This window comes from Alkalibacterium putridalgicola, from assembly GCF_900109825.1.
GTDB lineage: Bacteria > Bacillota > Bacilli > Lactobacillales > Carnobacteriaceae_A > Alkalibacterium > Alkalibacterium putridalgicola.
Map to the genome: position 1 here is coordinate 156,270 of NZ_FOBL01000001.1, position 26,989 is coordinate 183,258.

Consider the following 26,989-nt stretch of genomic DNA (forward strand, 5'->3'; position numbering starts at 1 on the left):
AAATATTTCAACAGCATGCTATTTAATCAGCTTTTATCATTTCTTTTATTCGTTCAAACGTTTTTTCTCCTATACCGGACACGTTCACCAGTTCTTCTCTTGACTTAAATGGACCGTTCGTCTCTCTATACTTAATGATTTCCGCCGCTTTACTCGGACCAATGCCATCCAACTGAAGCATCTCTGTTTCATCTGCTGAATTGATATCAATAATAGTTTCTTTTGTCAGATGATTTTCAGACATGCCGGACAACTGTGTCGTTTCCTCGCCCGTTGCCGGTATATAGACATACATTTCATCTACCAGTAGCTGTGCAAAATTAATAGTCTTAGAATCGGCTTCTTCTGTCAGACCACCTGCCGCCTCTACTGCATCGATCACGCGCTGTTCTGCATTGAGAGAAAAAACCCCCGGATACTTTACAGCCCCTTTCACATCAACGACTACAGTCACTGTTTCCTGTGATTTCCCCTCCTGATGCAGGAGCTCTTCATTTTCTTCTTTCTCCTCTTCCTCAGGCATCTGAGAAGGATTTTCCATCAACGACTCCAATAAGACAGTATCTGCCGTTTCATCACCCTCATCAGAATCTGATAACACCCCGAAATAACCAATTAAAAGTATCCCGATAACGAGAATGCCTATACTTATTTCCTTAACGTATCTGATTTGCTTCATGTCTTGTCGAACCCCTCCTTCAACTCCTCACCTATTATATTATCCAAAAAAATAAAAACTCACTTTAAAACTCTGATCAAAATACAATTTTATTGCGTCATTAAATAATGACTTAGGAATGCTCTGATTATATTGATACATGAACGCTAGACTGGCTACTTAAAGTATACAGATCTTAGAAAAAAACGAAGAGGCAAGGATATTAGTCCCTACCTCTTCGTATTATTATTTAATCGATATTATTTAGATATTCAATAGCATCACTGATGTGGTCAACAGGTACGATCTCCATATCTGTGTTAATGTCTTCTGCTGCTTCGAGTGCCGTTTCATAATTCGATTGCAGATCAGGATACTCTTCCAGTACCTGACTGTCGATTTCATCATCCGGAGCAAAGAAAACGGCAGCTCCTTCTTCATGTGCAGCTACAACTTTCTTGTCAATTCCTCCTATGCGGCCAACATCACCATTTTCAGCAATAGTGCCCGTTCCGGCAACTACCAGATCGCTGTCAAAGTCTTCAACAAGCATTTTATAAATTTGCAGCGAGAACATCAGTCCAGCTGAGGGGCCACCGATATTCCCAGCATCTATTGAAACCTCTGGAGATGTCGTAACTGAAGATTGCGTCACCAGCGTAATGCCGATACCCGGATTACCAGTTTCCTCGATCAAAATCAGTTCGCCACTCACTTGGGTCGTCTCTCCGCTTCTGACAACAGTGAGGGTAACTTCATCTCCCACAGACTGCTGGCTGATATACTCGATGAACCCGTCTGTGTTCTCAAAAGATTCTCCATTGATTTCAGAAATACTGTCCCCCATCTCCAGCTCATCATAGAAGTTGGATTCCGGAGACACCGACATCACATAAACTCCTTCATATTCTATATCATAAGGTAACTCAGCTGCATTAAATGCTGCGGCTTTAGCTGTGTCAATGGAATAATCCATGTAATACTGCTGTAGCATACGATAATCATCATAATCATCATAACTGCCAAGCATATCTGCTTCGCTAACTCCGGAATGATAGGGTAAAAACTGAAAGAGCGAAGAAAACGGCGTAGCTCTGAAAACCTCAATGGTCGTCAGCATATACTGACTGTCTGAGCCATCTGTTTGTCCATCTACCTCTACTTTATCGTTAATGACCACAGCACTTCCGGGTCTTTCGATAAAATATGGAATAGGCAGAAAAAATAAAAGATAAACGGCCAGTCCCAGAAGAAATGTTTTTAAAATAAATCGTTTCTTATTCACTTGTTTTTATCCACCTTCATCATTGCTTTCTTCAATCTATCCTCTACACCGCTGGGCACAAGTTGGTGTACATCGCCTCCGTAAAAGGCGATTTCTTTCACCATGGTCGAACTGATGGACTGGTACTTTGCATCAGAAATCAGACAAAGGGTCTCGATACCCTCATCCATGAGAGAATTCAGATCGGCTATATCCCGTTCATATTCAAAATCCTTTACGGATCGGATACCTCGAATCAGCAGTCTGGCATTTTTTTCTCTTGCCAGTTTAACGGTCAATCCATCATGGGCAATGATCTGACAGTTTTCAATATTCCTGTCCAGCAAACTGTCTTTAACCATTGAGAGCCGTTCTTCTTCAGAAAACAAATAGTTTTTTGCCGTACTCGCACTTACCACGACGATCAGCTCATCCACCAGGTCTGCTGCTCTTTCCATAATATTCAAATGACCATACGTCAACGGATCAAAGCTTCCTACATACAGGGCTCTTTTCATTCGGCGGCCACCTTTTCATACAGAGAAATGCGCGTGGTACCATATATCTTATCTTTTATAAATCTCAGAGTTGGGGCATCGAAGTCCAGCGACACGTCTTTATCTGTTTCACACACTATGACAGCACGATCATTCACTAACTGGTAGTCAAGAATCTGTTTCACTACCTGTTCCAGCTCTTGTCTGCCATAAGGAGGATCAAGCAGCACCAGATCGAAAGATTCCCCAAGCTGTCTAAGATTTTCCAGAGCCTGAGTATCCTTTTTCTTCCAGACAATAAATTTTTCCTGCTCTTTCGTTATCTTGACATTCTCATTGATCGTCTTTATTGACTGGTGGCTGTGATCGACTAGATACGCTTTCTTCATACCTCTCGATACCGCTTCGATCCCAAGAGCCCCGCTTCCCGAATAAAGATCCAGAGCATGACCGCCGTCAAAATACGGACCGATCATGTGGAATAAGGATTCTTTCACTTTATCTGTAGTAGGACGGGTACTCTGACCGGGAACAGCTTTGAGTCTTCTACCCCCGAATTCTCCTGATATAATTCTCATGCACGATCACCCTTCACTATTATTTAAACATACTGCCCAACATATTATCTTCATCTTCTTTTTCTGATAATGCTGCAACTTCATCCAAGATGCCGTCAAAAGTATTTGGCAGGTCACATCGATAAGACTCTTCAACCTTTCTCACGAAATGCTGTTTTGCGATCGTGCCGGCGGTTGCTTCCATATCCTCCCGGTTCACATAAATGATTGCATAGTTCATACTTTTCGACACATAATGGACAAGACCATAACGCTTTAACTTGTTTACATATTTTGTGGTATACAGCCAGACAACTAATCCGGCTCTGGTGCTTTTTTCCTGTTCCAAGTTTTTCACCTTCTTCTGTTTTTTTCATTATAACAAAAAGTCCCTCCACACGAGAGGGACTTTTAATCTGTTTCACTCTTTTTAGTTGGAATTAAAAGCGTCTGTGTATAAATCATTTAAATGTTTTTCTAAAGAACTCAACATTAAATGTCCTTCTTCTTCATCCATCATGCCCATAGCGATCGCAAACTCCACTTTTTTTGAAAAACCAAACATTTGGGTATCAATGACTTCTTCAAAAGCAGGGCAAGCAACACACAAATGCTGCTGGTTTTCGATCAAAGAAGCTATTTTTCTAGCGTCTTCATTTAAAACGTCTTTAGCAAGAGCAATCTGTAATTGATCCATAAGTCTATCCTTCCTCAAACTATTTCCATCGCTTTCTTTTTACAAGTATATCATAACTGTACTGAGTTGAAAATATAAAAGAAATGAGATGAGATTCAGTTCAAATTCAATAGCTTACAGTGAACGTTTCGCTGCTTTCTCACGTTCGTTTTTATTCAAGATTTTCTTTCTTAATCGGATAGATTCAGGTGTAACTTCGCAATATTCGTCATCAGCTAAGAATTCCAAAGATTCTTCAAGTGTCATGATGCGCGGACGTTTGATAACATTAGTCTGATCTTTATTTGCAGAACGGACATTCGTCTTCTGTTTTTCTTTAGTGACGTTAACAGCTATATCTGTATCTCTGTTATGCTGCCCGACGATCATCCCTTCATAAACTTCTGTACCAGGTTCTACGAAGATGACTCCACGGTCTTCCAGATTCATAATACTATAGGTCGTTGCTGCACCGTTTTCCATAGAAACCAACGCACCATAACGACGTTCACCAGTCTTACCTTGTGCCAACGGTAAATACTGATCAAAGGTGTGGTTCATGATACCATAGCCACGAGTCAGAGATAAGAAATCATTTGTGAAACCGATCAAACCACGAGCAGGCGCCAGGAATATCAAACGAACCTGTCCATTTCCAGTATGGATCATGTCCTGCATTTCACCTTTACGCTGGCTCAAGTTCTCAATAACTGAACCCATGTACTCTTCGGGTGTGTCGATTTGTACACGTTCAAATGGTTCACATTTTACACCATCAATTTCCTTAACGATAACTTCAGGCTTGGATACCTGTAACTCAAAGCCTTCACGACGCAGATTCTCGATCAGGATAGATAAGTGTAACTCACCTCGTCCAGAAACGATCCACGCATCAGGAGATTCAGTTTGTTCTACACGAAGTGATACATCGGTCTGCAGCTGCATCATTAGACGTTCTTCGATCTTTCTTGATGTTACCCATTTACCTTCTCGGCCTGCAAACGGTGAGTTATTCACTAAGAAAGTCATTTGTAACGTTGGCTCATCGATGTGAAGAATAGGCAACGGATCTACATGGTCTGCAGGTGTCACTGTTTCTCCAACGAAAATGTCTTCAAATCCTGAAACAGCAATTAAATCTCCGGCTTTAGCTTCTTCGATTTCTACACGATCGAGTCCAAAGAAACCAAACAGTTTTGTTACACGGAAATTCTTGGTTGACCCGTCCAGTTTACTTAACGTAACGTTGTCTCCAACTTTTATTTTCCCTCTGAATACACGACCGATACCTATTCTTCCAACGTAGTCATTATAGTCAAGCAATGATACTTGGAATTGTAAAGGTTCGTCACTGTTATCCACAGGGGCAGGAATTTCTTTTAAAATACTTTCAAAGATAGGCTCCATCGTGTCCTGCTGATCTGCCGGGTCGTCTGAAAGGCTGCTTGTCCCATTGATTGCAGAAGCGTAAACAACCGGGAATTCCAGCTGATCTTCATCTGCGTCTAACTCAATAAGCAGGTCTACAACTTCGTCAACGACTTCTGCTGGTCGAGCAGTATCTTTATCAATTTTGTTAACAACAACAATCGGTCTCAATTTCATTTCCAGCGCTTTTTTTAGAACAAAACGTGTCTGAGGCATCGTTCCTTCGTAAGCATCTACGACAAGAATAACACCGTCGACCATTTTCATGATACGTTCCACTTCTCCACCGAAGTCGGCATGTCCTGGTGTGTCCAGAATGTTGATGTTGTGGTCCTTATATTTAACAGCTGTATTTTTAGCCAGTATCGTGATGCCACGTTCTTTTTCCAGATCATTATTATCCATGGCTCTTTCACTTAATTCACCATGAGCATCCAACGTATCAGACTGTTTCAGCAACTCGTCAACCAGCGTCGTTTTACCATGGTCAACGTGAGCTATTATTGCAATATTTCTTATATCATCTCTTTTTTTCATAATATTCCTCCGAATTCATTACCTTAGAATCTAATTATTTGTTGTCGTTTTCATAGAGCTTTCTTTTATGTTCATCATAAAAAGCACTTATTCTTGATAGATTCACACTCAAGAATAAATGCTCTCCAAATATCCTATATTGTTGCCCCAAGTATTATAACAGTAATACAAACAAAATTACAAGCTATTCCCTCATTATATATTCATAAGCTTCATAATTTCGTCATGAGCTTTTGGAGTCGCAAAAACGATATTGTTATTCTTGAGTAAATCTAATGGTTCATTATTAAATTGAGTAGCTTTCAATCCGAGTTCTTCCATAAATAAAATGCCTGGAGCAATATCCCAAGGCTTTAAGTTCGTAGCGATATAAGCCGCAATACTTCCTTTCGCCACTTCAACTGTCTCAAGCCCGGCAGAACCGACCAGTCTTAAACCTAAACTCTTTCTAGCTATTTTTCTGACTTTATCATATTTGTCTTCAATCATAATACTAGAATTTGTAGCGAGCATACCTTCACTCAAGGATACATTCGCTGGTTCACTTAACAGTTGTTCGTTACAACTGACCCCTTCGCCTTTAATTGCCTTGTACAATTTATTGAGGGTAAGGTCATAGATATAGCTTTGCACCGGTACTCCATCTTCGTAAACAGCTAACATCAAAGCGAAATTTTCGTTCTGAAGTATAAAATTCAATGTTCCATCAATAGGATCCACGAACCAGACTGTCCCGCTCATGTTTTCAACAGCATCTCCGAATCCTTCTTCTCCTAAAATACGATCTTCAGGATAAGCTGAGCGGATTCTTTCAACCAGCTCTTTCTCTACCCACTTGTCCATGTTCGTTACTAAATCATTGGCCGATGTCTTCTGTTCGATTTCCAATTGATTATCTTTTTTTTGAATAATGACCCGACTTATCTCATCGATCCATTTAATGACCGTTTTATCTCTATTCATTCTATTCTCCGACATAATTTCTCCTCATTTCACACATCTTTAATCTAAGTTTAAATGAGTGGACAGCAAATTGCAAAAACAAAGAGATTCCCGGCTTTTAAGCCGAGAATCTCCCGTGTTTACAACCTTACACTTATTACATGTGGATAGGTAAACCTAATGCTGCTTCAGCCGCGTCCATGACAACTTCACCTAATGAAGGATGTCCGTGGATCGTTAAGGCGATATCTTCAGCGTTCATACCACTTTCAATAGCTAAACCAAGCTCAGCTATGATGTCTGATGCACTGATCCCCGCAACTTGAGCACCAACGATGACATTGTCTTCTTTCGTTGTTACTAAACGTACGAAACCTTCAGTAGCGTTAAGAGATAATGCACGACCGTTACCACCAAGTGGGAATTTTGTGACTTTAACATCAAGATCTTTTTCTTTTGCTTCACTTTCAGTGTATCCAACAGATGCGATTTCAGGATCTGTGAAAGCTACGGCTGGAAGTGCGCGGTAATCCACAGCTACTTTTTTACCGGAAATAGCTTCAGCAGCTATTTTAGCTTCATAACTTGCTTTGTGTGCTAAAGCAGGTCCTGGAACGACGTCACCGATAGCATAGATACTATTAATGTTCGTTCTGCCTTGTTCGTTGACTTCAATCAATCCACGGTCACTGACTTTAACACCAGCTTGTTCAAGACCTAATTCATCAGTATTTGGCTTACGTCCTACTGTAACCAATACATAATCCACATCCAGAGATTTTTCTTCTCCATCAGCTTCATACTTAACAGTTACGCCGTTATCTGTAACAGTTGACTCTTTAGCCATTGCGTTAGTAATGATATCTACTCCGCGGTTCTTGAAGTTTTTCTCTACAAGCTTGACCATGTCTTTGTCGAAACCATTCAAGATTGAAGGAAGACCTTCAAGAATCGTGATTTCAGTACCTAAATTGGCATAGACACCCGCTAATTCAGAACCGATGTATCCACCGCCAACGATAGCCATTTTTTTAGGAATCTCAGTCAGATTCAATGCACCGGTAGAGTCTAATACACGGTCACTGAATTTAAATCCTGGAATTTCGATTGGACGGCTGCCTGTTGCGATGATCGCATTGTTGAAGGAATAGGTTTGCGCACTATCTTCTCCCATGACACGCATTGTATTCTCGTCATTAAAGAATGCTTCCCCACGTAAGATCTCTACTTTGTTCTTCTTAAGAAGGCCTTCAACACCTTTAGTCAGTTTATTGACGACTTGAGTGTTTTTCCATTCCTGTGTTTTCGCAAAGTCGATTTCAACATTTTTAGAAGTAACACCGAATACTGTTGAATCAAGTGATTCCTGATACTTATGTCCAGCAGTGATCAATGCTTTTGAAGGAATACATCCAACGTTCAAGCATACGCCACCTATAAATTCTTTCTCTACAATAGCGACTTTCTGTCCCATTTGTGCGGCACGAATAGCTGCCACATATCCACCAGGTCCAGCTCCGACAACTACTGTATCCAGTTCAATTGCGAAATCTCCTACTACCATTTATGATTCACCTTATCCTTCCATTAATAATAACTCAGGATCTGCCAACAGACGTTTTAATTCGTTCATGGCTTTTTGACCTGTTGCACCGTCAATAACACGATGATCGAACACTAACGACAATGCCAACATTGGAGCAGCAACGACTTCTCCTTCGTCATTTACGATTGCTTTTTTAGCGATACGTCCAACACCTAAAATAGCGACTTCTGGATGGTTGATGATCGGCGTGAACCAACCGCCGCCTACTGAACCAATATTAGAAATTGAAATCGATCCGTCTGCCATATCACTTGATTTCAATTTGCCTTCATGTGCTTTAGCGCCTAGTTCTGAAATTTCAGAAGCGATGTTGAACATTGATTTCTTATCAGCATCTGAAACAACCGGAACATAAAGTCCTTGATCAGTATCCGCAGCAATACCGATGTTGAAGTAGTTTTTGTAAACAACTTCATCAGTCGTATCATCGATAGATGAGTTAAGTGCCGGGAATTTCTTCATGACAGCGATGATCGCTTTAACAACATATGGCAAGAAAGTCAATTTAACATCTTGCTCAGCTGCAATCGTCTTGAATTTCGTACGGTGTGCCATCAATTTCGTTACATCTACTTCATCAAACAATGATACAGATGGAATCGTCAAGCTGCTGTTGACCATTGCTTTTGAAATTGCTTTACGGGTCGTTGACATTTTTTCTCTGGTTTCTTCATCAGAACGACCAGATTTAAATGGTTTGACATTAGTGGAAACCGCAGAAGTCGTTCCTTTAGCTTCACTCTGTGAGCTATCTTCAGTAGCAGCTGTTTCTTGAGAAGCTGCAGCTTGTCCGCCACCTTGAAGGAAGTTATCGATATCGTCGCGTGTCGTACGCCCGCCTTTGCCTGATGCTTCTACAAGGCTGATATCAACATCTTTTTCACGTGCATACTGTCTGACAGACGGCATGGCAAGAACGCGTTTGTTAGAATCAGCAGTCTTAACAACATCATCAGAAACACTTGCTTCTGATTGCGCCGGATCTGTTTTTTCAGCGCCGGCTTTAGCTTCTTCAGACGATACTTCTGATTTAGCAGCTGTTTCTTCTGCTGCTTCTTCTGAATCCTCACTGTCACCTTCGTGTCCTTCAGCATCGATCTCAACAATAGGATCACCTACAGAAGCGACTGTTCCTGGTTCTACCAAGAATTTCTTGATCGTTCCATCTACTGGAGAGGCTAGTTCCTCAACTGATTTATCGTTTTGGATTTCAGCAATAGAATCGCCTTCTTCAATGGTGTCTCCTTCAGAAACTAACCAGCTGACGATTTCTCCTTCAGCCATGCCTTCCCCGACATCAGGGAGTTTAAATGTAAAAGCCATTGTAATTTTCTTCCCTTCTAAAATGATTTTACTTTGAATGTGTTCATTCAGTACTGACAGTTAACGTTAATTAAAATTCAACTGTTTCTTTGATTGCTGCAGTAATATCTTTAGCGTTTGGTAACCAGGTGTTCTCGATTTGACCAAATGGATATACCGTATCAGGGGCAGAAACGAAGCCGATAGGTGCTTCTAATGAAAGAATAGCACGCTGAGAAACTTCAGAAATAACAGTGTTTCCGACACCGGCCTGACGTTGAGCTTCCTGAACCATAACCATACGGCCAGTTTTTTCAACAGATTTAACTACTGTTTCATAATCAACTGGTGAGACTGTGCGCAGGTCAAGCACTTCAACTGATACATTGTCTTTTTCCAGCTGTTCTGCAGCTTTAAGTGCTTCACGTACCATATAACCGTAGGCTACTACAGTAACGTCAGAACCTTCTTTAGCAACTCCCGCTTTTCCTAGAGGGACCGTGTACTGTTCTTCAGGAACTTCATCACGGAATGAACGGTATAATTTCATGTGTTCAAGAAATACAACAGGATCTTCATCGCGGATAGCTGAAGTTAGCAACCCTTTAGCATCGTATGGGTTTGAAGGGATAACGACTTTAAGTCCTGGTGACTGAGCCATCAAACCTTCTAAACTGTCTGCGTGCATTTCTGGTGTGTGAACACCGCCACCAAATGGTGAACGAACTACGGCTGGCAAGTTTAATTTGCCGCCTGTACGGTAACGTGTACGCGCCATTTGACCAACAATTGAATCCATGACTTCGAAAACGAATCCGAAGAACTGGATTTCCATTACTGGACGGAAGCCTTGAACAGCTAAACCAAATGCCATACCGCCGATTCCAGATTCAGCAAGCGGAGTGTCATTGACACGGTCTTCACCGTGTTTATCAAAAAGACCTTGAGTCGCACGGAAAACACCGCCGTTTTTACCTACGTCTTCACCGAATACCAGGACTTTTTCATCACGAGCCATTTCTTGATCTAAGGCTTCCGTGATCGCTTGAATCATTGTAAGATTCGCCATGATTATTTACTCTCCTTTGCTTCATATTTCTCGATCTGCTCAACGATATTCTGACCAGGCTCGCCGTGCATGTTTTTCAGGAATTCTGAAACTTTCATTTTTGGAGCTTGATCTGCTTCTTTGGCAGCTTGTTTGATTTCTTCTTTAGTTTTTTCGATCAGCTCTTCTTCTTTTTCGTCAGTCCATAGTCCTTTTTCTTTCAGGAAGTTACGGAAGCGAATAAGCGGATCTCTTTGTTCCCAGTAATCGAACGATTCTTGTTCACGGTAACGCGTTGGATCATCACCAGATGTTGAGTGTGGTCCGAAACGGGATGTGATCGTTTCGATCAGTACTGGACCATTACCTGAAGCAGCCCATTCACGTGCCTGCTTAGTTACTGCATATACTGCCAATGGATCCATACCATCGACCTGGATTCCAGGAATACCAGCAGCAGCAGCTTTTTGAGCCAGCGTATTAGCAGCGGACTGTTTCTCACGAGGAGTGGAAATAGCATAGCCGTTGTTTTGAATGAAGAAGACGATAGGTGCTTTGTAACGACCGGCAAAGTTCATACCTTCGTATACATCACCCTGTGAAGATCCGCCGTCACCAGTATAAGTGAAGGTTACTTCATCTTCTTTTCCAGCCAGTTTCTGTCCTACTGCATTACCCATCGCTTGGATATACTGTGCACCGATAATGATTTGAGGACCCATTGCATGTAAATCTTCAGGATAGTTATTGCCTTCCACATGTCCTCTTGACCATAAGAATGCTTGGGATACTGATAAGCCGTGTTGAATCAATTGTGGAATATCACGATATCCCGGATATAGCCAATCTTGTTTTTTGAATGCGAAATGACTTGCTAGCTGTGAAGCTTCCTGTCCCATTGTTGGAGCATAGAAACCTAATCTTCCTTGACGAGCTAACGCCATTGAGCGGTCGTGAAGGACTCGTGACCACACCATTCTTGTCATTAATTCTACTAATTCATCATCAGATAAATCCGGCATGATGTCGTTGTTAACAACGTTCCCATCTTTATCTAATATTTGAACCATCGGAAACGAAGCTTCGATCGAACTTAATAATGCTTCGTAATCAACTGGTTGCTTTGCCATAGATTACCCATTCCTCTCTCTTTATATAATTAAGTGTAACAGCGCTTTTTGACTGTTACATTTTTATCTATTCCTTTTCCAATTTATCATTTTTTTAAGTGAAATGCAAGCGATAGCGTCTTAATTGACCGGGAAGAAATACCGGCACAAAAGGATTGTCGGGTCATTGTGATACAAAGCACAACGTTACTGTTATACTCTCTGGAATGATGAGATTTTAAAATTTATTTTAATAAAGTAATACAGGGAAAAAAACTGTTATATAAAAGACCTGAAAAAAAAAAAGTGTACCAGTTGATTTTTCAGAAAAATTATCATGTGAAATCCATCACTCTTAAAAAACAAACATAACTTATCAGCTATTTTTATAAATTTAATAATAAAGGTGCAGAAATTAGGAAAAACTGTTAAAATACTAGTGAACTTGCTTAAGGAGGAAATGAAAATGTTGACCATGAATGATGTTATACGTGAAGGCCACCCTACTTTACGTAAAGTAGCGGGTAAAATGACTCTTCCCTTGACTGATGAAGAAAAAGATTTGGCAGATAAAATGTTGGAATTTTTAAAGAACAGCCAGGACCCTGAAACAGCTGAAAAATATGAATTACGACCAGGAGTCGGTATAGCGGCTCCGCAAGTAAATGTTTCCAAGCGCATGATCGCCGTTCATGTTCCTTCTGATGATCCCGAAGAGTCTGAACCCGAATTCAGCGGGGTATTGATCAACCCAAAGATCGTCAGTCATTCTGTTCAGCAGACTTGCCTGTCAGAAGGAGAAGGATGCTTGTCTGTGGACCGGGAAGTGCCGGGATATGTCCCCAGACATAAACGTATCAAAGTTGAATATGTCGATATTGACGGCAACACACAGAAAAAACGTTTGAAGAACTTTCCTGCCATTGTGGTTCAACATGAAATTGACCACTTGAACGGCGTCATGTTTTATGACCACATCGATCCAGATAACCCTTTAGCCCTCCCTGATGATTTGGAAGTATTAGGATCAGCAGAATAGTACAATTTACTCCTGTATAGTCTCTGCTTGCTAATCTATCAATATTCGTTAAAAAACCGCGTTCCCGGTTCAGCATGTAGTATGCATGCTGAACCGGGAACGCGGTTTTTGTCTACCTTTCTTATCCCAGTTATTCTGGTTCTCTAATTATGACTCGCCTTTCATCTCATCTGCTGGATCCACTGGTTCTCGAAGTTCCTTCCTTTTTTCCTTATGATAATGGAAAGCCTCCAATATGGGAATCATTATTGCTGCAACGAATCCCCCAGAAAAGCCATTATTATAAAGATTTATCCCGCCATGAAGAGTGTCTGTATTACTTACAATACTTAAATGGAACGCTCCAGCTAACATACCGATCACTACGCCATATCTTCCAGCTATCGGGGCAATGGTTGTTCCAAACAACCCTGCAGTGACTACTCCTGTTAAACTCATGTCATAATTGTTCAAATATCCCATCAAAGTCACTCCTATAAGGATAGGTATGACATTTCTGATATGTTTACCAAAAGCTCCAAAACCGACCACAGTTAAGATACCACCTATAACTGGTCCATTTAATTCTCCGCCATGAAACAGAACATAGCCCAGGGATAGATATCCTAGTAATGACATATTGATCAAAGTAATGCTAAAACCATTCAGATCAAGAAAATCAGTTGAAAGCTGACCGGAATGTTGCAGCAGTTCTCCGTATCCCTTTAACGTCCAATGATTAAAGTGAAGCCCAGTGATCATCATAATTGAGAATAAAACAAGAAAAATGATGATGAAAGGTTCATTATGACCGGATGATAAGAGCGATACCGGCTCTACTTCTCTCCCTGTGCTACGAATAATAGAAACGAATAAGGTACCTATAACACCGCATGTAAATCCTATATTATAAACACTAAAGCCCTTAGTAAATTTAACGATATGATGAGCTAAAGGAGGAATAATAAAGCCGGCAATAAAGCCGGCTAGGTATCCGTAGAAGATACCGGACAACAAGGATAGACCGATATTAAATGAGATCTCACTAACAAGTGGGCCTAAAGCAGTACCAAACAATGCAGCAAGTAATGAATGTTCAGCCGGTGCTTTAGTTGACCATGCATATGCAAAAGCACCTAAAACTATCGGCGTAGAGTTATAAAGATTCTTACCAAAAAAGGAAAAAGCAGCAACTGTTAATACGCCGGCAATGACAGCTCCATTGATCCTTGCCTTTGACATTTTAATGATCAATATTGAATGAGCTGTTAATATTGCTGAATTGAAAAGTGTTGCTCCGACGTTTGATATAGCAAAATAATCTGTTACTAAATTTGAAGGAGACAGGAGTATAACGATTTGCCCTTCCAGTATTTCCTCCGGTGAATTAAATAGAAAAGCCAGAATAGCGAAAAAGAAAGCAATAAACCAAAAAAATCCATATTTTAATGTTTGAGAAGCCGTTGTAAATTCTATTTGAGATGATTTATTTTCTAAGTTCATCAAGTCCTCTCCTTTTGTAGATATTTAAAATAATGTCGTATACTAATATACCACTTTTCAATAGATGAAGATAGTTTTTTTATCAATCTAATAGAAATATTCATTTAAAAGTGGTTATGGTCATCTGAATTTTCAGCAACCATTCTAGAGGGGAGCTCAACATAGTAATAATTTTCCGATTATGTTTAGTTATATCTTAGCATAGCTCTGTGCTGAAAGGAATACTGTTCAACAACAAAATACCACACTAGAATTTCAAATTAAGTAAAATGTGTGTAGATTCTGCATAGTAACAGGAAATCTTTACCTTGGCTTAACTTTAAAAAATCTAAAATTGACTTTTATGCTTTAACTTTAAGGCATATCTTTTAGTTCTCTGATTTTAAGTTTAACTTTTAATTTTATGTTGCTTCTTGTACTTATCAACGGGATAAATCACCTTGGTTACATCGGCGATTCGAAGTGACTCTTTACTATTCTTATGTTTTTCCATAAGTGCTTTCAGTTCAGTTACCTGTCTATCTGTCAGCATTTCATCGCCTCCATTCTCATATTTCACTGTAAGTGTAGATTATATACTAAAAATGTAAGCGTTTCAATAAATATATTTGAAACTTTAATTCAATTACCGGTACTTCGCGATTGTACCTTATCTTCTAGTGAAGTCGTCTGTTAATTCCAGCTGCACCGACTGTGATCGAATACTAATAAGCTGTCGGAATAAAAAAAGAACTGCAGAACAAAACACAAAAACGTGTGTTTTGTTCTGCAGTTCTTAAAAAATTATGGAGATAAGCGGGCTCGAACCGCTGACCTCTTCGCTGCCAGCGAAGCGCTCTCCCAACTGAGCTATACCCCCAAAAAGAATGTCCTTTTATATTATTACTTATTTCAATCTATTTGTCCAGAGTAAATTTTATTTTGAACATTCTTTTTTTGATTTATTTATATTGGCAACTTTATTATTTAATGTACTTCATTTTACGTAAAGCACTGGGAATGCCATTATTCTCATTAGATTCTGTTACACTATCTGCAACATCTTTTACTTCTTTTTCTGCATTTCCCATAGCAATTCCTGTACCTACATGTCTGATCATTTCAATATCATTCATGCCATCACCGAAAGCTATGACATCGTTCAGATTTATCCCCATATGATTAGCTAATATCTTTATAGTCAGATATTTCGATCCGTCTGCAGGTAACACGTCTATCCCCTCTTTATACCAGCGTACAAATCTGAAATGACTGAACTTATCAGCGTAAATATCCATTTCTTCTTCAGAAATAAATAACAGACACTGAACAAGCGGATTTTTCTTGTAAAATTCTTTGTCATAAGCTGGAACATCAAAGCCTACAAATGTCATACCGTTTGTCATACGTTTACCGGGCACTTCATTCCTGCGTCTTAAATCATCTATTGTTTCATAGACCAGTTGGTGGTCATGTGCATCGGCAATGTCAATCAACTTTTCCAAATCCTCTTCATTTAGAAAATTTGTATAAATAGCTTCATCTTTATAGTATGCCGCCGCACCGTTACATACGATGTAACTGGAAATCCCTAATTCCTCAATGACTTCTTTCGCCATCGTACGATTCCTTCCGGTCGCTATTGCAACTTCATGTGATTCGCTTAACTCTTTGATCGCCTGCTTCGTTTCTAACGGGATGGACTTGCTATTATCCAGGACAGTTCCATCGATATCAAATATAAAAAGCTTTTTATTTTCCAATGCCAGACACTCCTTCACTATACATACACGTTCTACTATATCTAAATTTCCGGCAAACTACAATCCGATTTTTCTGATTTGTTCTCCTATATGCTGTTTTCCTTATTCTATACTTATTATTTTTAGTATGGTAGAATAATTATAACAGTGGTTTCTTACACCACGCACCGAGCGGAGATTATCAAAATAGGTTTCCCTTTTTAATTTACTATATATCACAGTTAGGCAAAGTAAGATTTTTAATAGATCAATAATTATGACAAGGGAGTTATATAATGAAACCAAATATAAAAAACAACGAAACGGCCATCTTTGCATTAGGCGGCTTAAACGAGATAGGTAAAAATACCTATGCTATACAATTTCAAGATGAAATCATCTTGATCGATGCCGGAATCAAGTTTCCGGAAGATGATCTGCTGGGAATCGATTATGTTATACCTGATTACTCTTATCTGGTAGAAAATAAGGATAAGATCCAGGGACTCTTCATCACTCATGGACATGAAGACCATGTAGGTGGAACGCCTTATCTGTTGAGAGAACTCAATATTCCTATATATGCAGGAAAACTGGCACTTGCTTTGATCAGAAACAAATTAAGCGAACACCATCTGCTCCGTTCAGCAACCCTGCACGAGATAAATGAAGACACTGTAATCAAGTTCAGAAAGACTCAGGTATCTTTCTTCAGAACCACCCATAGTGTTCCTGAAGCTTACGGCATCGTTGTTAAAACACCAAATGGAAACATTGTAGAAACAGGAGACTTTAAATTCGATTTCACATCCGTGGGAGAACCTGCCAACCTGCATAAGATGGCTCGTATCGGCGAAGAAGGCGTGCTCGCCTTACTGTCAGACAGTACAAATGCTGAGATCCCCAACTTCACAAAATCCGAGAAAGTAGTCGGTGACTCGATCAGGAGCTTATTCAAAAAAATCGACGGGCGTATCATCTTTGCTACTTTTGCCTCAAATATTTCAAGAGTCCAGCAAGCCATTGAGGCGGCAAACAAAACAGGGCGCAAAATTGCCGTGTTTGGGCGCAGCATGGTCAACAATTTGGAAACAGGTAAAGAGTTAGGATATATTCAGGCAGATGAAGGAACATTTATCCATCCGAATGAAATAAAGAATTATAAAGCAAATGAAGTTCTGATTTTATGTACTGGGTCTCAGGGAGAACCGATGGCAGCCTTGAGCAGAATTGCAAACGGTACACACAGACAAATTTCTATTCAGCCTGGAGATAACGTTATCTTTTCAAGCTCTCCTATTCCAGGCAATACAATGAGCGTCAACCGTGTCATTAATCAATTGCTTGAAGCTGGAGCAAACGTTATTCATGGTAAAATAAATAACATCCACACATCCGGTCATGGTGGCCAGCAGGAACAGAAATTAATGCTGCAGCTTATGAAGCCAAAATACTTTGTCCCTATTCATGGAGAACATCGTATGCAGCGTATCCACGCCCAGCTTGCTCAGCAAACTGGTGTACCAAAAGACAACTGTTTCATACTGGATAATGGAGATATCCTTGCTTTCACCGAAGACACCGCCAGACGCGCAGGTGAAATTGAAGCAAGAGATGTTTATGTAGACGGCAGTGGCGTTGGGGATATCGGCAACGTTGTCCTGAGAGACCGTAAGATCCTTTCTGATAACGGACTTGTTGTCGTTGTTGCTACGATCGACGCTAAGAAGAAACAGGTTCTCGCCGGTCCCGATATCATTTCCAGAGGATTCATTTATATGAGAGAATCTGAAGAACTGATCCAGAAAGCACAAAAAGTTGCTTATGACAGTATTCAGCGCTCATTCAAACATAAACAACTGAATGAATATAAAATGAGAAATGAATTGATCGATGACATTAAAGCCTTTCTCTTTGCAGAGACAGAACGTCGTCCCATAATTTTACCCGTCATTTTAACGAACTAATTGAATTAAAAAAGGCTTCAGCCAAGTGATTACACTTGGCTGAAGCCTTTTTACTATTCATTTTCAACGATATCGTGTCTGAACGCATAAATCGCTACCTGCGTACGGTCTTCCACTTCCAATTTTGACAAGATATTAGAGACATGTGTTTTCACAGTTTTCAATGTAATAAACAATTCATCCGCGATATCCTGATTAGTGTAGCCCTTGGATATCAGTTGGACGACTTCGTTTTCACGACTTGTTAGTCTGTCATGCAAGTGTCCTTCATTCTCTTCATGTCTTTTTTCTTCAAGAATGCTCGTCACTTCATCTTCAATATAGTATTGTCCATTATAGGTTTCTCTGATCGCCTGAGCTATCTCTGTTGCAGAAGAAGTCTTTAGGATATAACCGCATGCACCGGCTTCCATCGCCGGATAGACTTTCTCATCATCAATAAAACTAGTTAAAATAATGATTTTTGCTTCAGGCCACCTCTTCATTATTTCAATAGTGGCTTCGGTTCCATCCATCACTTCCATAACAAGATCCATTAAAATGATATCCGGCTTTTCTTCTACAGCCAGTTCAACACTTGCCTCTCCATCTGCAGCTTCTGCCACCACTTCAAAATCTTCCTGAATAGAGAAAAAGGATGACAAGCCTAATCTCACCATTTCATGGTCGTCTACCAGCATCAATCGTATCACATGATCACTCTCCTCATACTAAAGGTACATTTATTTCAATACGTGTCCCAAAGTTTGGAAGAGACACAATTTTAACGCTCCCTCCCATACCTTCTATCCGTTCTTTTATATTATGTAGCCCGTAACTGCCCGCTTTTTTATTGTTGACATCAAATCCGACACCGTCATCATTCACTCTAAGCTGGATCCCACTGCTGTTTTGTGTTAAATAAACTTCCAGTACTTCCGCTTTTGCATGTCTCAGAACATTCGACAACAGTTCCTGCAGAATTCTGAAAAAATGATCCTCCATAATAGTGGGCATGACGATTCTTTCTATCTGATAATGAATATCCACTTCGATTTTGGACGAGAGTTCTTTCAGCAGCTGTTCTACGCCCTCTTTCAAAGACTTCCCGTCTAGCTGTACCGGTCTAAGATGAAGAAGCAGCGCACGCATTTCTGTCTGAGAAGCATTGATCGTCTGCTCGACCATCTTCAACTGTTTTATTAAAGATTCAGGACAGTCGCCTGCCTGCTGATTAGCTGCAGAAAGCATCATGGACGCAGCAAATAACTGCTGAGATACAGAGTCATGCAGTTCTCTAGCAATGCGTTTTCTTTCGCCTTCCAGGATATCGTTTTTTGTTTCATTATCCAGTGTCTTGGATTCTTCTGCATTTTTCAACGCTTCATCAGCCATGAACATCAATTTTTCATGCAGTTTCAGGAACTGTCTGTCAATATCCTCATTTATCTGCAACGGCGTATCCAGTGAATACATATTTAGAAAAATCGAGGCAGAGTAATGCCCTTGACTCATCATCCTCAAACCTTCTTCCACTTTTCTCAGCTTCTTTTTCTCAAATGATCTTAAATAAGAAAGCGTCACGACTGCCAGGATAAACGAAAAGAAAATGAGATAAAAAATTAGAGAAACACCGACAATGTTTGCCCTGTAAAGCGCCGTGACCCACTGATATTCAGAAAGGGACAAGAAAATAAACACTGTAATAAAGAGAAGAATAAAAAAGAACAGCAAAAAATACTTAAATAAGTGGGACAAGGTCTTTTTCATAAATAGACGACCTCTACTTCCCCTATGATCGTACTGGAAACGACTTTGATTTTTCGCAAAGCTTTCCCATAATTCTGAGACTGCCATTTGACTGTTTCGTTTTTCAAGTCAAAAACTTCATCCTCAATAATAAGCTTCCCTAGAATGATACTGACATCTAGAGATATAGCTACATCTTTCGGTATGAATAATTTCGTATCACCGAAACCTTTTCTCAGCATCAAAACATTTTCTTTCATCGGCAAAACAGTGTTCCCCAAATCAAAAAATGTATCACCCATGATTTTCTGATGATTATGATCTTCCCATTCAAAGATATCTTTACCTACAAAATCATCACCGATCCATTTGTTTCGATACAGCTTCAGTTCATTGGCTTCCAGTTCATTCCACTGAATCGAGATGAATTCTTTATCGCGCCAGTACTGTTTTTTTCTAAAAAAAGGATCACGCATCGTATTGAGAAGCTTCTCATCAGAGCTTAATTGAAAAAGAAGAAACAGGACAAGCAATACCCAAAAGGCACTTGTAAAAACAAACGAGGCTAGAAAGAAAGCAATGCTTGTCCAAAGATAGTTGGTGTGACGCTGCGTTTCTTTAGGAGAGGATTTATATAGAATAAGAAAACCTAAAGCTAATATCAAAAATAAGAGAAAAACAAAATTATGAACGATTTGATATAACATCCAGACGAATAACACTACCAGCGTTGCTTTATAAGCATAGGTACTCATAGCCTTCACTCTCCTTTATTTAGTCTACAGCAAGTATAGCGAATTTTTTTCAAAATAGCATCACTTTATCATAAAGATAGGTCCTAAGACTGATAAAAAAGCTAAAGGCTCATCCTTCTCAGACAAGTCTTTAGCTTATTTTTTTATTTAGACAACTTTTGTGATTTCTACTGACATCGTCCCGCCAGGTGTTTGGATATCAACTTTATCTCCAACTTTTTTTCCAAGCAAGGCTTGTGCTATAGGAGATTCATTTGAAATTTTACCTGAGAAAGGATCCGCTTCAGCTTTACCGACAATGGTATATTCTTCTTCAATTCCATCCGGGAGTTCTTTGAACATAACTGATCGCCCTAAAGTCACTTCTCCTTCTTTAGAATTGGAACTGTCAATAATTTCAGCATTTTGCAGCATGTTTTCAAGAGTGCTTATTCGGCCTTCGATAAACGCCTGCTCATCTTTAGCAGATTCATACTCTGAGTTCTCGGATAAATCTCCGAATCCTCTAGCTATCTTGATCCGTTCAACAACTTCTTTTCTCTTTACTGACTTTAGTTCGTTTAATTCGTTTTCCAGCTTTTCTTTTCCCTGAGCTGTCATTGGATATACTTTTTCTGTCATCATTATCATTCACCTCATAAAATACTTTAGTCTAATAATAGCTATATATCAAAAAATTTAATGTCAACTAAATTCTCAATGGAATTAAGATACCATGAACGTTTGTCGATGTAAAGCGTTTTTATAAAATTAGAGCCCCTCTTTTACAAGGAGCGCTCTTGAAAGATGGTATGTATCTTCGTCGTCATCAAATCAATGGCCACTTGATTTCTTCCACCTTCGGGGATAATAATATCTGCGTATTTTTTTGTTGGTTCTATGAATTGGGAGTGCATCGGCTTTACAACAGTTAGATACTGTTCAATGACATTGTCCAGTGTCCTCCCCCGCTCCTCGATGTCTCTTTTAATGCGACGAATGATCCTTATATCATCATCCGTATCGACATAGACTTTGATATCCATTAAGTCTCTCAAGCGGGCATCTTCAAGTATCAGGATTCCCTCGAGAATGATGACTTCTTTCGGTTCCTGCAGGATCGTTTTGTCGCTTCTTGTATGTCGAGTGTAATCATAAACCGGTTTATTGATACTTTTGTAGTTTAATAAATCGTGTAGATGAGAAATAAGTAAGTCTGTATCAAAAGCAAAAGGATGATCATAATTTGTTTTTAAACGCTCTTCGAAACTTAGATGATCCTGATTTTTATAATAAGAGTCCTGTTCAAGCATCATGATCGATTTACCGGGAAAATAGTTGTAAATAGCCTGACTGACACTCGTCTTCCCGCTGCCCGATCCTCCAGTTACTCCTATGACAATAGGTTTGTCTTTTTGATTCTTATTCATTACACAATTCCTTTCTTAAATTGACGGTATAGTGGTCTTAACAAAAGCACTGAGTCAATAAAGACTCAATGCTTTTAATTATTATCGTAAATATTCATCTCTATAGTCCAAATGCTGCTCATATGTCTCTGAAAAATATACTTCTCGTGTCGCTAAATCAGCGAGAAAATACATATAATCTGTTTCAGCAGGATAAAGAGTGGCTTGAATGGCTTCTTCAGACGGATTATTTACCGGTCCAGGTCCAAGCCCTGTGTTTTGATACAAATTATAGGGGGAATCAACTTCCAGATCATCATAGGTTATTCTTTCCTGATGCTCTCCAAGAGCATAGGTTACACTCACATCTGTCTGAAGGGCCATGCCGACATCAAGACGATTGTAAAAGACACCAGCGATCAGTTCACGGTCTTCATAAGTAATACCTTCTCGTTCAACAAAAGAAGCCAGTGTCAATATGTCGTGAACAGTCGTTTCCTGTTCTTCGATTTCAGTATAATGTTCCTGGAACACTTGATCCATTCGACTGATCATTTGTGTAACTAACTGTTCCATTGTTGTATCATCAAGAAACTCGTATGTAGCAGGAAAAAGATACCCTTCCAATGTATACAGTGTTTCTTCCTTGACTTCCATTGCTCCAGTCAAAAGATCCGGATATTCTTCCAATTTTTCTTCCAGAAAAGCATCGCTTTCGATCAGTTCAAAGAATTCATCGACTGAATAATCTGTCTGTTGTTCAATAACGATAGCCACCTGTTCTACAGTAAATCCTTCGGGAATCGTGATGCTCCCTGCCGATTCTTCCATGATCGGTGTGCCACCCTCTTGAAGCTGGGACACGATTTCTTCTGTAGACATCGAAGGTGAAAATAGATAGTAGCCTGCTTGGAAGCCCTCTTCTCCAGTAAATCTTAAATGATAATTAAAGACGAATGCACTCCGTATGATATTATTTTCCTCAAGTATACGAGCAATATCTGTCCGTGATGAACCAATAGGGATTTCTACCGGGACATCTGTGTTTCTTTCCGGCTCCAGCGGTTCCAGTGAGGAGGTATAGTACTGATACCCCGATACAACGAGCACAATAATTAATATGATCAGAATTGAAACGATACTCAATACAATTTTTCTTACCGTCTTGGTTGACTTTCTATCAGGCATGAACTGTCCATCCTTTTTTGTTAAGATAGTTATCTTAATCATTATACACAATATCCAGTGTATAGAAAAGATAATTCTATGCTACAATCGAATTTTCCGCACGTTAATGTTGTACTTTCAAGATTACTTTATATCTGACTCAAAAAAAAAGACGGATAGCCGTGAGACTTTCATAACTGCTTCCAGATGAAAGCGACTCACTACTGATATCCGTCTTTCTGTTTGCTTTTTTACTTAATCTTCTTCTTCATCACTTATAAATGTATTTAATACTTCTTCGATCATTTCCCATTCTTCATCAGAATCGATGGAACTTAATGTTCCTTCAAGCCCGCCTTCTGATTCTTTATAAGAAAATGCAGACAATTCGACTTCATCACCTTCACTTGTTCCAGCTGGATAGACAAGGACATAGGATTTATCGAAGTCTTCTGATTCAAAAGTGAAAAGGATCTCATATAATTCTTCATTACCCTCTTCATCTATGATCGTTATGTGCTCATGGTCGTGGTTGTGATCATGGTTGTGGTCAGTTGACATAGTTATTTCCTCCTTTAGCTTTTTGACTGCTGATCTAAATAATTTTGTAATATCATCACAGCCGCAAGTTTATCGATTACTTTTTTTCGTTTTTTACGGGAAGTATTCCCTTCTTCTATCAGCATTCTTGTTGCCTGCATGGTTGTCAGCCGTTCATCGACATATGTGACCGGCAAACCGAAACATTCTTTTATCCTGTCACCGTATTCCATAGAGATTTCTGCCCGTTCGCCGATCGTGCCATCCATATTTTTCGGGAGCCCGACAACGAACGACTCTACTTCATACTCTTCGATGAGTTCTTTTAAACGGTCCAGTCCGAATTCTTCTCTGGATTCATTTATTTTTATTGTTTCTATTCCCTGTGCCGTCCATCCAAAATAATCACTGACAGCCACACCTACCGTTTTTGATCCGACGTCCAAACCCATTATCCGCATATTATTTTTTTGTCTCAATATATCGCGTAACGAGTTCTTCCAGGACTTCGTCTCTCTCGTGTCGCTTGATCAGGTTTCTGGCATCGTTATGACGAGGTATATATGCCGGATCTCCGGATAATAGATAGCCGACGATCTGATTGATAGGATTATACCCTTTTTCTTCTAATGCAGTATATACGAGTTTCAATGTTTCTTCAACACTGTGTTCATCGATATTATCTACATTAAATCGAACAGTATGGTCATTTGAAGTCATCTAATGTTCCCTCCGTCTTTTCATTACAGAATATAAGTGGCTAGTTGATCATATTCTTTCTGAAAGTTTCTAGTATGTCCATTTTACTAGAAATCAACCCAAAGTACAATGCATTCTATGATGTGAAATCGAAATATGAATATACTTATTCATTTACTACACAGATCAGCTGTTTTCTCTTACCCATTCAGAAACGGCCTGCAATGCCTCCGGAAGTCCGTCCGGATTTTTTCCGCCTGCCTGTGCAAAGTCGTCCCGGCCGCCACCGCCGCCTTTGACATAAGGAGAAATCGTTTTGATAAGATGGCCAGCTTTCAGATTTTTCTCTCTTGCTTTCTCATTAAGAGAAGCTATGAGATTGACCTTATCCTCATTTCTCAGTCCAAGGACCAGGATATCCGAATAGTTATTCTGCTTCCATTTATCTGCCAGCTGTCTCAGCTGGTTCATGTCTTTAGCTTTGATTTCTTCAGCGATAACAGTTAAGTCTCCAACTGTTTCCGTTTTTGTAAAGATATCTTCCGCCTGAGCATTCGCCAGTTTGGCATGCAGCGATTCATTTGCCTGACTGATCTCTTTTATTTCTTTCTGAAGACCTTCTACTCTAATAGGCAGATCACTGTGCGATTGCAGTTTCATTAATTTTGAGACCTGCTTTAAGATAGTCAGCTGTTCTTCCATCCAGCGATAGGCCCCTTCGCTTGTTCTCGCGATAATACGTCGTGTTCCGGCACCGATACCTGTTTCGGATAAGATCTTGAATAAGCCGATTTCTGAAGTGGTTTTGACATGTGTTCCACCGCATAACTCTTTTGAATAGTCATCTATCAATACGACTCGGACATGCTTCCCGTATTTTTCACCAAATAAGGCCATTGCGCCCATTTCTTTTGCCGTATCGATGTCTGTTTCAACTGTTTCGACCATAATATTTTCCTGGATCTTCTGATTGACCTGCTCTTCCATTTTCTTGAGCTCTTCTTCAGTCACTTGCCCAAAATGAGTAAAGTCAAATCTTAACTGACTGTCTTCCACTAGAGAGCCAGCCTGATTCGCATGATCCCCCAGAACATCTTTTAATGCCTGATGCAATAGATGCGTAGCCGTGTGGTTCCGTTCGATCAGTCTTCTACGTTTTCTGTCTATGACTAGATAATAGGTCTCATTGACATTCAGCTTGTGTCTTATCTCTGCTTCGTGAATAGGCTGTCCATCAGGGCCAGATTTGACATTCGTCACCTCTGCCATCACGGTTTGTTCATCATTCAGGATCAGGCCGCTGTCGCCCACCTGTCCACCTTTTTCAGCATAAAAAGGACTTTCGCTGAATATAAGTCTGACTGATTCTCCCGGCTCAGCTGTCTGGACAAAGCTATCCTCTTTAATGATCCTAACGAGTTCACTCGACGTTTCGTCGTGATTATAACCTATAAAATCACTTTCAACTGACACATCACTTAAGAGAGAAGACTGAACGGCCATGGACCCTTCTGCCTGGCGGGCAGATCGTGCTCGTTCACGCTGTTTTTCCATTTCCACTTCGAATTCTTCATAGTTGATTGTGATGTCTTCCTCATCAACAACTTCCTCTGTTAATTCCAGAGGGAAACCATATGTGTCATACAACTGGAAAACATCTTTTCCTGAAATAATGGTCTGCCCCTCAGCCTTTAATTCTTCGACGATTTCTTTTACCTTGTCTAAACCGGCAGAGAGCGTTTCAAGGAATCGTTCTTCTTCGTTTAAAATAACTTTCTCAATAAATTCAGTGTTCTCACTGACTTCAGGATAATGTGCCTGCATGATTTCCCCGACTACTGGAATCAGCTGGGTCAGGAATGGTTTTTCGATGGACAGCCTTCTGCCATGCATGACACTTCTTCTCAGCAGGCGTCTTAACACGTAACCCCGTCCTTCGTTGGAAGGCAGGGCCCCATCGCTGATGGCAAAAACCAGTGTACGGATATGATCCGCGATTACTTTAAAACTGACTCTATCCTTTTTGTTCTTGTTATATTCGTGACCGGAAATATCTTCGACTTTGTTTATGATAGGCATGAACAAATCTGTTTCAAAGTTTGTCGGTGCATTCTGGACGACAGATACGATTCGTTCAAGTCCCATACCCGTATCAATATTTTTATTAGGTAATGGCACATACGTATCATCGGATTTATGGTTGAACTCCGAGAAAACCAAGTTCCATATTTCCAGCCAGCGTTCATTTTCTCCGCCTGGATAATTCTCTTCGTGTCCTTCAGGCAGATCATTAAAGGCTTCTCCCCTGTCATAAAAAATCTCAGAATCAGGGCCGCACGGTCCTTCTCCGATATCCCAGAAATTACCCTCTTCCTCTATAAGATGAGACTCGTCAACACCGATCTTGTCTTTCCAGATGTTATACGTCTCTACATCCTGAGGGTAGACCGTAATATATAGTTTATCCGGGTCCAGCGCCAGCCACTTGTCCCCAGTCAGGAATTCCCATGCCCATTCGATTGCTTCTTCTTTAAAGTAATCTCCTATAGAGAAGTTTCCCAGCATTTCGAACAGTGTGTGATGTCTGGCCGTCACACCGACATTCTCGATGTCATTTGTCCGAATACTCTTTTGTGAACTGGCTATTCTAGGGTTATCCGGTCGGACGGTGCCGTCAAAATATTTCTTCATCGTAGCGACTCCTGAATTGATCCAGAGCAGCGTCGGATCTTCTACGGGAACCAGTGAGGCACTTTTCTCTACTTTATGTCCTTTTTCTTTGAAAAAGTCTAAAAAAAGTTGTCTCAACTCAGCACTTGATAGTTCTTTCATTTTTCATTTCTCCTTTTATAAACAATTTATATAAACAAAAAAACTGA

Annotated in this window: 27 protein-coding genes and 1 tRNA gene; 2 read left to right on the forward strand and 26 right to left on the reverse strand. The window is 39.9% G+C overall.

Annotated elements, in window-relative coordinates:
* Positions 1 to 22 precede the first annotated feature (22 nt).
* From BMX84_RS00725 to pdhA, 12 genes are all read right to left on the reverse strand, one after another.
* On the reverse strand, positions 23 to 679 hold the full coding sequence (locus BMX84_RS00725; protein ID WP_091486012.1) for a helix-hairpin-helix domain-containing protein: 657 nt from the start codon (positions 677 to 679) through the stop codon (positions 23 to 25).
* 229 nt (positions 680 to 908) lie between these two features.
* Positions 909 to 1,943: a SepM family pheromone-processing serine protease gene (locus BMX84_RS00730; RefSeq protein WP_091486015.1), complete on the reverse strand. Its 1,035-nt coding sequence runs from the start codon at positions 1,941 to 1,943 to the stop codon at positions 909 to 911.
* A complete protein-coding gene (gene coaD / locus BMX84_RS00735; protein WP_091486017.1) occupies positions 1,940 to 2,440 on the reverse strand; it encodes a pantetheine-phosphate adenylyltransferase in 501 nt (166 codons plus the stop codon). The genes BMX84_RS00730 and coaD overlap by 4 nt, the downstream gene beginning before the upstream one ends.
* Complete coding sequence (gene rsmD / locus BMX84_RS00740) at positions 2,437 to 2,997, reverse strand: 16S rRNA (guanine(966)-N(2))-methyltransferase RsmD (RefSeq protein ID WP_091486020.1); 561 nt, start codon at positions 2,995 to 2,997, stop codon at positions 2,437 to 2,439. Before rsmD ends, coaD begins: the two co-directional genes overlap by 4 nt.
* 19 nt (positions 2,998 to 3,016) lie before the next feature.
* On the reverse strand, positions 3,017 to 3,325 hold the full coding sequence (locus BMX84_RS00745; RefSeq protein ID WP_177165408.1) for a YlbG family protein: 309 nt from the start codon (positions 3,323 to 3,325) through the stop codon (positions 3,017 to 3,019).
* 81 nt (positions 3,326 to 3,406) lie between these two features.
* On the reverse strand, positions 3,407 to 3,673 hold the full coding sequence (locus BMX84_RS00750; RefSeq protein ID WP_091486025.1) for a DUF1507 family protein: 267 nt from the start codon (positions 3,671 to 3,673) through the stop codon (positions 3,407 to 3,409).
* Positions 3,674 to 3,787: 114 nt separating this feature from the next.
* Positions 3,788 to 5,617, reverse strand: a complete 1,830-nt coding sequence (gene typA / locus BMX84_RS00755) for a translational GTPase TypA (protein ID WP_091486028.1) — start codon at positions 5,615 to 5,617, stop codon at positions 3,788 to 3,790.
* 195 nt (positions 5,618 to 5,812) lie between these two features.
* Positions 5,813 to 6,580: an inositol monophosphatase family protein gene (locus BMX84_RS00760; protein WP_091486165.1), complete on the reverse strand. Its 768-nt coding sequence runs from the start codon at positions 6,578 to 6,580 to the stop codon at positions 5,813 to 5,815.
* A 136-nt stretch (positions 6,581 to 6,716) separates the two neighbouring features.
* Positions 6,717 to 8,123: a dihydrolipoyl dehydrogenase gene (gene lpdA / locus BMX84_RS00765; RefSeq protein WP_091486030.1), complete on the reverse strand. Its 1,407-nt coding sequence runs from the start codon at positions 8,121 to 8,123 to the stop codon at positions 6,717 to 6,719.
* Between the two features lie 12 nt (positions 8,124 to 8,135).
* The gene (locus BMX84_RS00770; protein ID WP_143058648.1) at positions 8,136 to 9,488 is read right to left on the reverse strand and encodes a dihydrolipoamide acetyltransferase family protein; all 1,353 of its coding nucleotides are present in this window, start codon (positions 9,486 to 9,488) and stop codon (positions 8,136 to 8,138) included.
* Between the two features lie 70 nt (positions 9,489 to 9,558).
* Positions 9,559 to 10,536, reverse strand: a complete 978-nt coding sequence (locus BMX84_RS00775) for an alpha-ketoacid dehydrogenase subunit beta (RefSeq protein WP_091486033.1) — start codon at positions 10,534 to 10,536, stop codon at positions 9,559 to 9,561.
* Between the two features lie 2 nt (positions 10,537 to 10,538).
* Positions 10,539 to 11,645, reverse strand: a complete 1,107-nt coding sequence (pdhA, locus tag BMX84_RS00780; RefSeq protein ID WP_091486035.1) for a pyruvate dehydrogenase (acetyl-transferring) E1 component subunit alpha — start codon at positions 11,643 to 11,645, stop codon at positions 10,539 to 10,541.
* Positions 11,646 to 12,090: 445 nt separating this feature from the next.
* Here pdhA and def point away from each other — a divergent pair, with 445 nt between their 5' ends.
* Complete coding sequence (gene def, locus BMX84_RS00785) at positions 12,091 to 12,663, forward strand: peptide deformylase (RefSeq protein ID WP_091486038.1); 573 nt, start codon at positions 12,091 to 12,093, stop codon at positions 12,661 to 12,663.
* A gap of 147 nt (positions 12,664 to 12,810) precedes the next feature.
* Here def and BMX84_RS00790 read toward each other — a convergent pair whose 3' ends face one another.
* The 4 genes from BMX84_RS00790 to BMX84_RS00800 form a co-directional block, all read right to left on the reverse strand.
* Positions 12,811 to 14,145 (reverse strand): DUF1576 domain-containing protein, encoded by a 1,335-nt coding sequence (locus BMX84_RS00790; protein WP_091486039.1) that lies wholly within the window; start codon positions 14,143 to 14,145, stop codon positions 12,811 to 12,813.
* 388 nt (positions 14,146 to 14,533) lie between these two features.
* Positions 14,534 to 14,677: a hypothetical protein gene (locus tag BMX84_RS12455; RefSeq protein WP_177165409.1), complete on the reverse strand. Its 144-nt coding sequence runs from the start codon at positions 14,675 to 14,677 to the stop codon at positions 14,534 to 14,536.
* A 254-nt stretch (positions 14,678 to 14,931) separates the two neighbouring features.
* Positions 14,932 to 15,004, reverse strand: a tRNA-Ala gene (locus tag BMX84_RS00795).
* A 103-nt stretch (positions 15,005 to 15,107) separates the two neighbouring features.
* Positions 15,108 to 15,887 (reverse strand): Cof-type HAD-IIB family hydrolase, encoded by a 780-nt coding sequence (locus BMX84_RS00800; RefSeq protein WP_091486042.1) that lies wholly within the window; start codon positions 15,885 to 15,887, stop codon positions 15,108 to 15,110.
* Positions 15,888 to 16,162: 275 nt separating this feature from the next.
* On the opposite strand from BMX84_RS00800, the gene rnjA reads away from it, so the two are divergent.
* Positions 16,163 to 17,833 carry a ribonuclease J1 gene (rnjA, locus tag BMX84_RS00805; RefSeq protein ID WP_091486044.1) on the forward strand — a complete coding sequence of 557 codons (1,671 nt, stop codon included), beginning with the start codon at positions 16,163 to 16,165 and terminating at the stop codon, positions 17,831 to 17,833.
* A gap of 53 nt (positions 17,834 to 17,886) precedes the next feature.
* Here rnjA and BMX84_RS00810 read toward each other — a convergent pair whose 3' ends face one another.
* The 10 genes from BMX84_RS00810 to alaS all read right to left on the reverse strand — a co-directional run bounded on the left by BMX84_RS00810 (position 17,887) and on the right by alaS (position 26,942).
* Entirely contained in the window at positions 17,887 to 18,525 is a 639-nt protein-coding gene (locus BMX84_RS00810) for a response regulator transcription factor (protein ID WP_091486047.1), read from the reverse strand.
* 13 nt (positions 18,526 to 18,538) lie between these two features.
* Positions 18,539 to 19,582, reverse strand: coding sequence for a sensor histidine kinase (locus BMX84_RS00815; protein WP_177165410.1), 1,044 nt, complete (start codon positions 19,580 to 19,582; stop codon positions 18,539 to 18,541).
* Entirely contained in the window at positions 19,579 to 20,316 is a 738-nt protein-coding gene (gene liaF, locus BMX84_RS00820) for a cell wall-active antibiotics response protein LiaF (protein ID WP_091486054.1), read from the reverse strand. Before liaF ends, BMX84_RS00815 begins: the two co-directional genes overlap by 4 nt.
* Before the next feature lie 147 nt (positions 20,317 to 20,463).
* Complete coding sequence (gene greA / locus BMX84_RS00825; RefSeq protein ID WP_091486166.1) at positions 20,464 to 20,937, reverse strand: transcription elongation factor GreA; 474 nt, start codon at positions 20,935 to 20,937, stop codon at positions 20,464 to 20,466.
* 143 nt (positions 20,938 to 21,080) lie between these two features.
* The gene (udk, locus tag BMX84_RS00830) at positions 21,081 to 21,725 is read right to left on the reverse strand and encodes a uridine kinase (RefSeq protein ID WP_091486056.1); all 645 of its coding nucleotides are present in this window, start codon (positions 21,723 to 21,725) and stop codon (positions 21,081 to 21,083) included.
* A gap of 81 nt (positions 21,726 to 21,806) precedes the next feature.
* Positions 21,807 to 22,892, reverse strand: a complete 1,086-nt coding sequence (gene mltG / locus BMX84_RS00835) for an endolytic transglycosylase MltG (RefSeq protein WP_091486059.1) — start codon at positions 22,890 to 22,892, stop codon at positions 21,807 to 21,809.
* A gap of 234 nt (positions 22,893 to 23,126) precedes the next feature.
* Positions 23,127 to 23,432: a DUF1292 domain-containing protein gene (locus tag BMX84_RS00840; protein WP_091486061.1), complete on the reverse strand. Its 306-nt coding sequence runs from the start codon at positions 23,430 to 23,432 to the stop codon at positions 23,127 to 23,129.
* 14 nt (positions 23,433 to 23,446) lie between these two features.
* Complete coding sequence (gene ruvX, locus BMX84_RS00845) at positions 23,447 to 23,872, reverse strand: Holliday junction resolvase RuvX (RefSeq protein ID WP_091486064.1); 426 nt, start codon at positions 23,870 to 23,872, stop codon at positions 23,447 to 23,449.
* A 1-nt stretch (position 23,873) separates the two neighbouring features.
* A complete protein-coding gene (locus tag BMX84_RS00850) occupies positions 23,874 to 24,131 on the reverse strand; it encodes an IreB family regulatory phosphoprotein (RefSeq protein ID WP_091486067.1) in 258 nt (85 codons plus the stop codon).
* Positions 24,132 to 24,296: 165 nt separating this feature from the next.
* A complete protein-coding gene (gene alaS / locus BMX84_RS00855; RefSeq protein WP_091486070.1) occupies positions 24,297 to 26,942 on the reverse strand; it encodes an alanine--tRNA ligase in 2,646 nt (881 codons plus the stop codon).
* Positions 26,943 to 26,989: the final 47 nt, after the last annotated feature.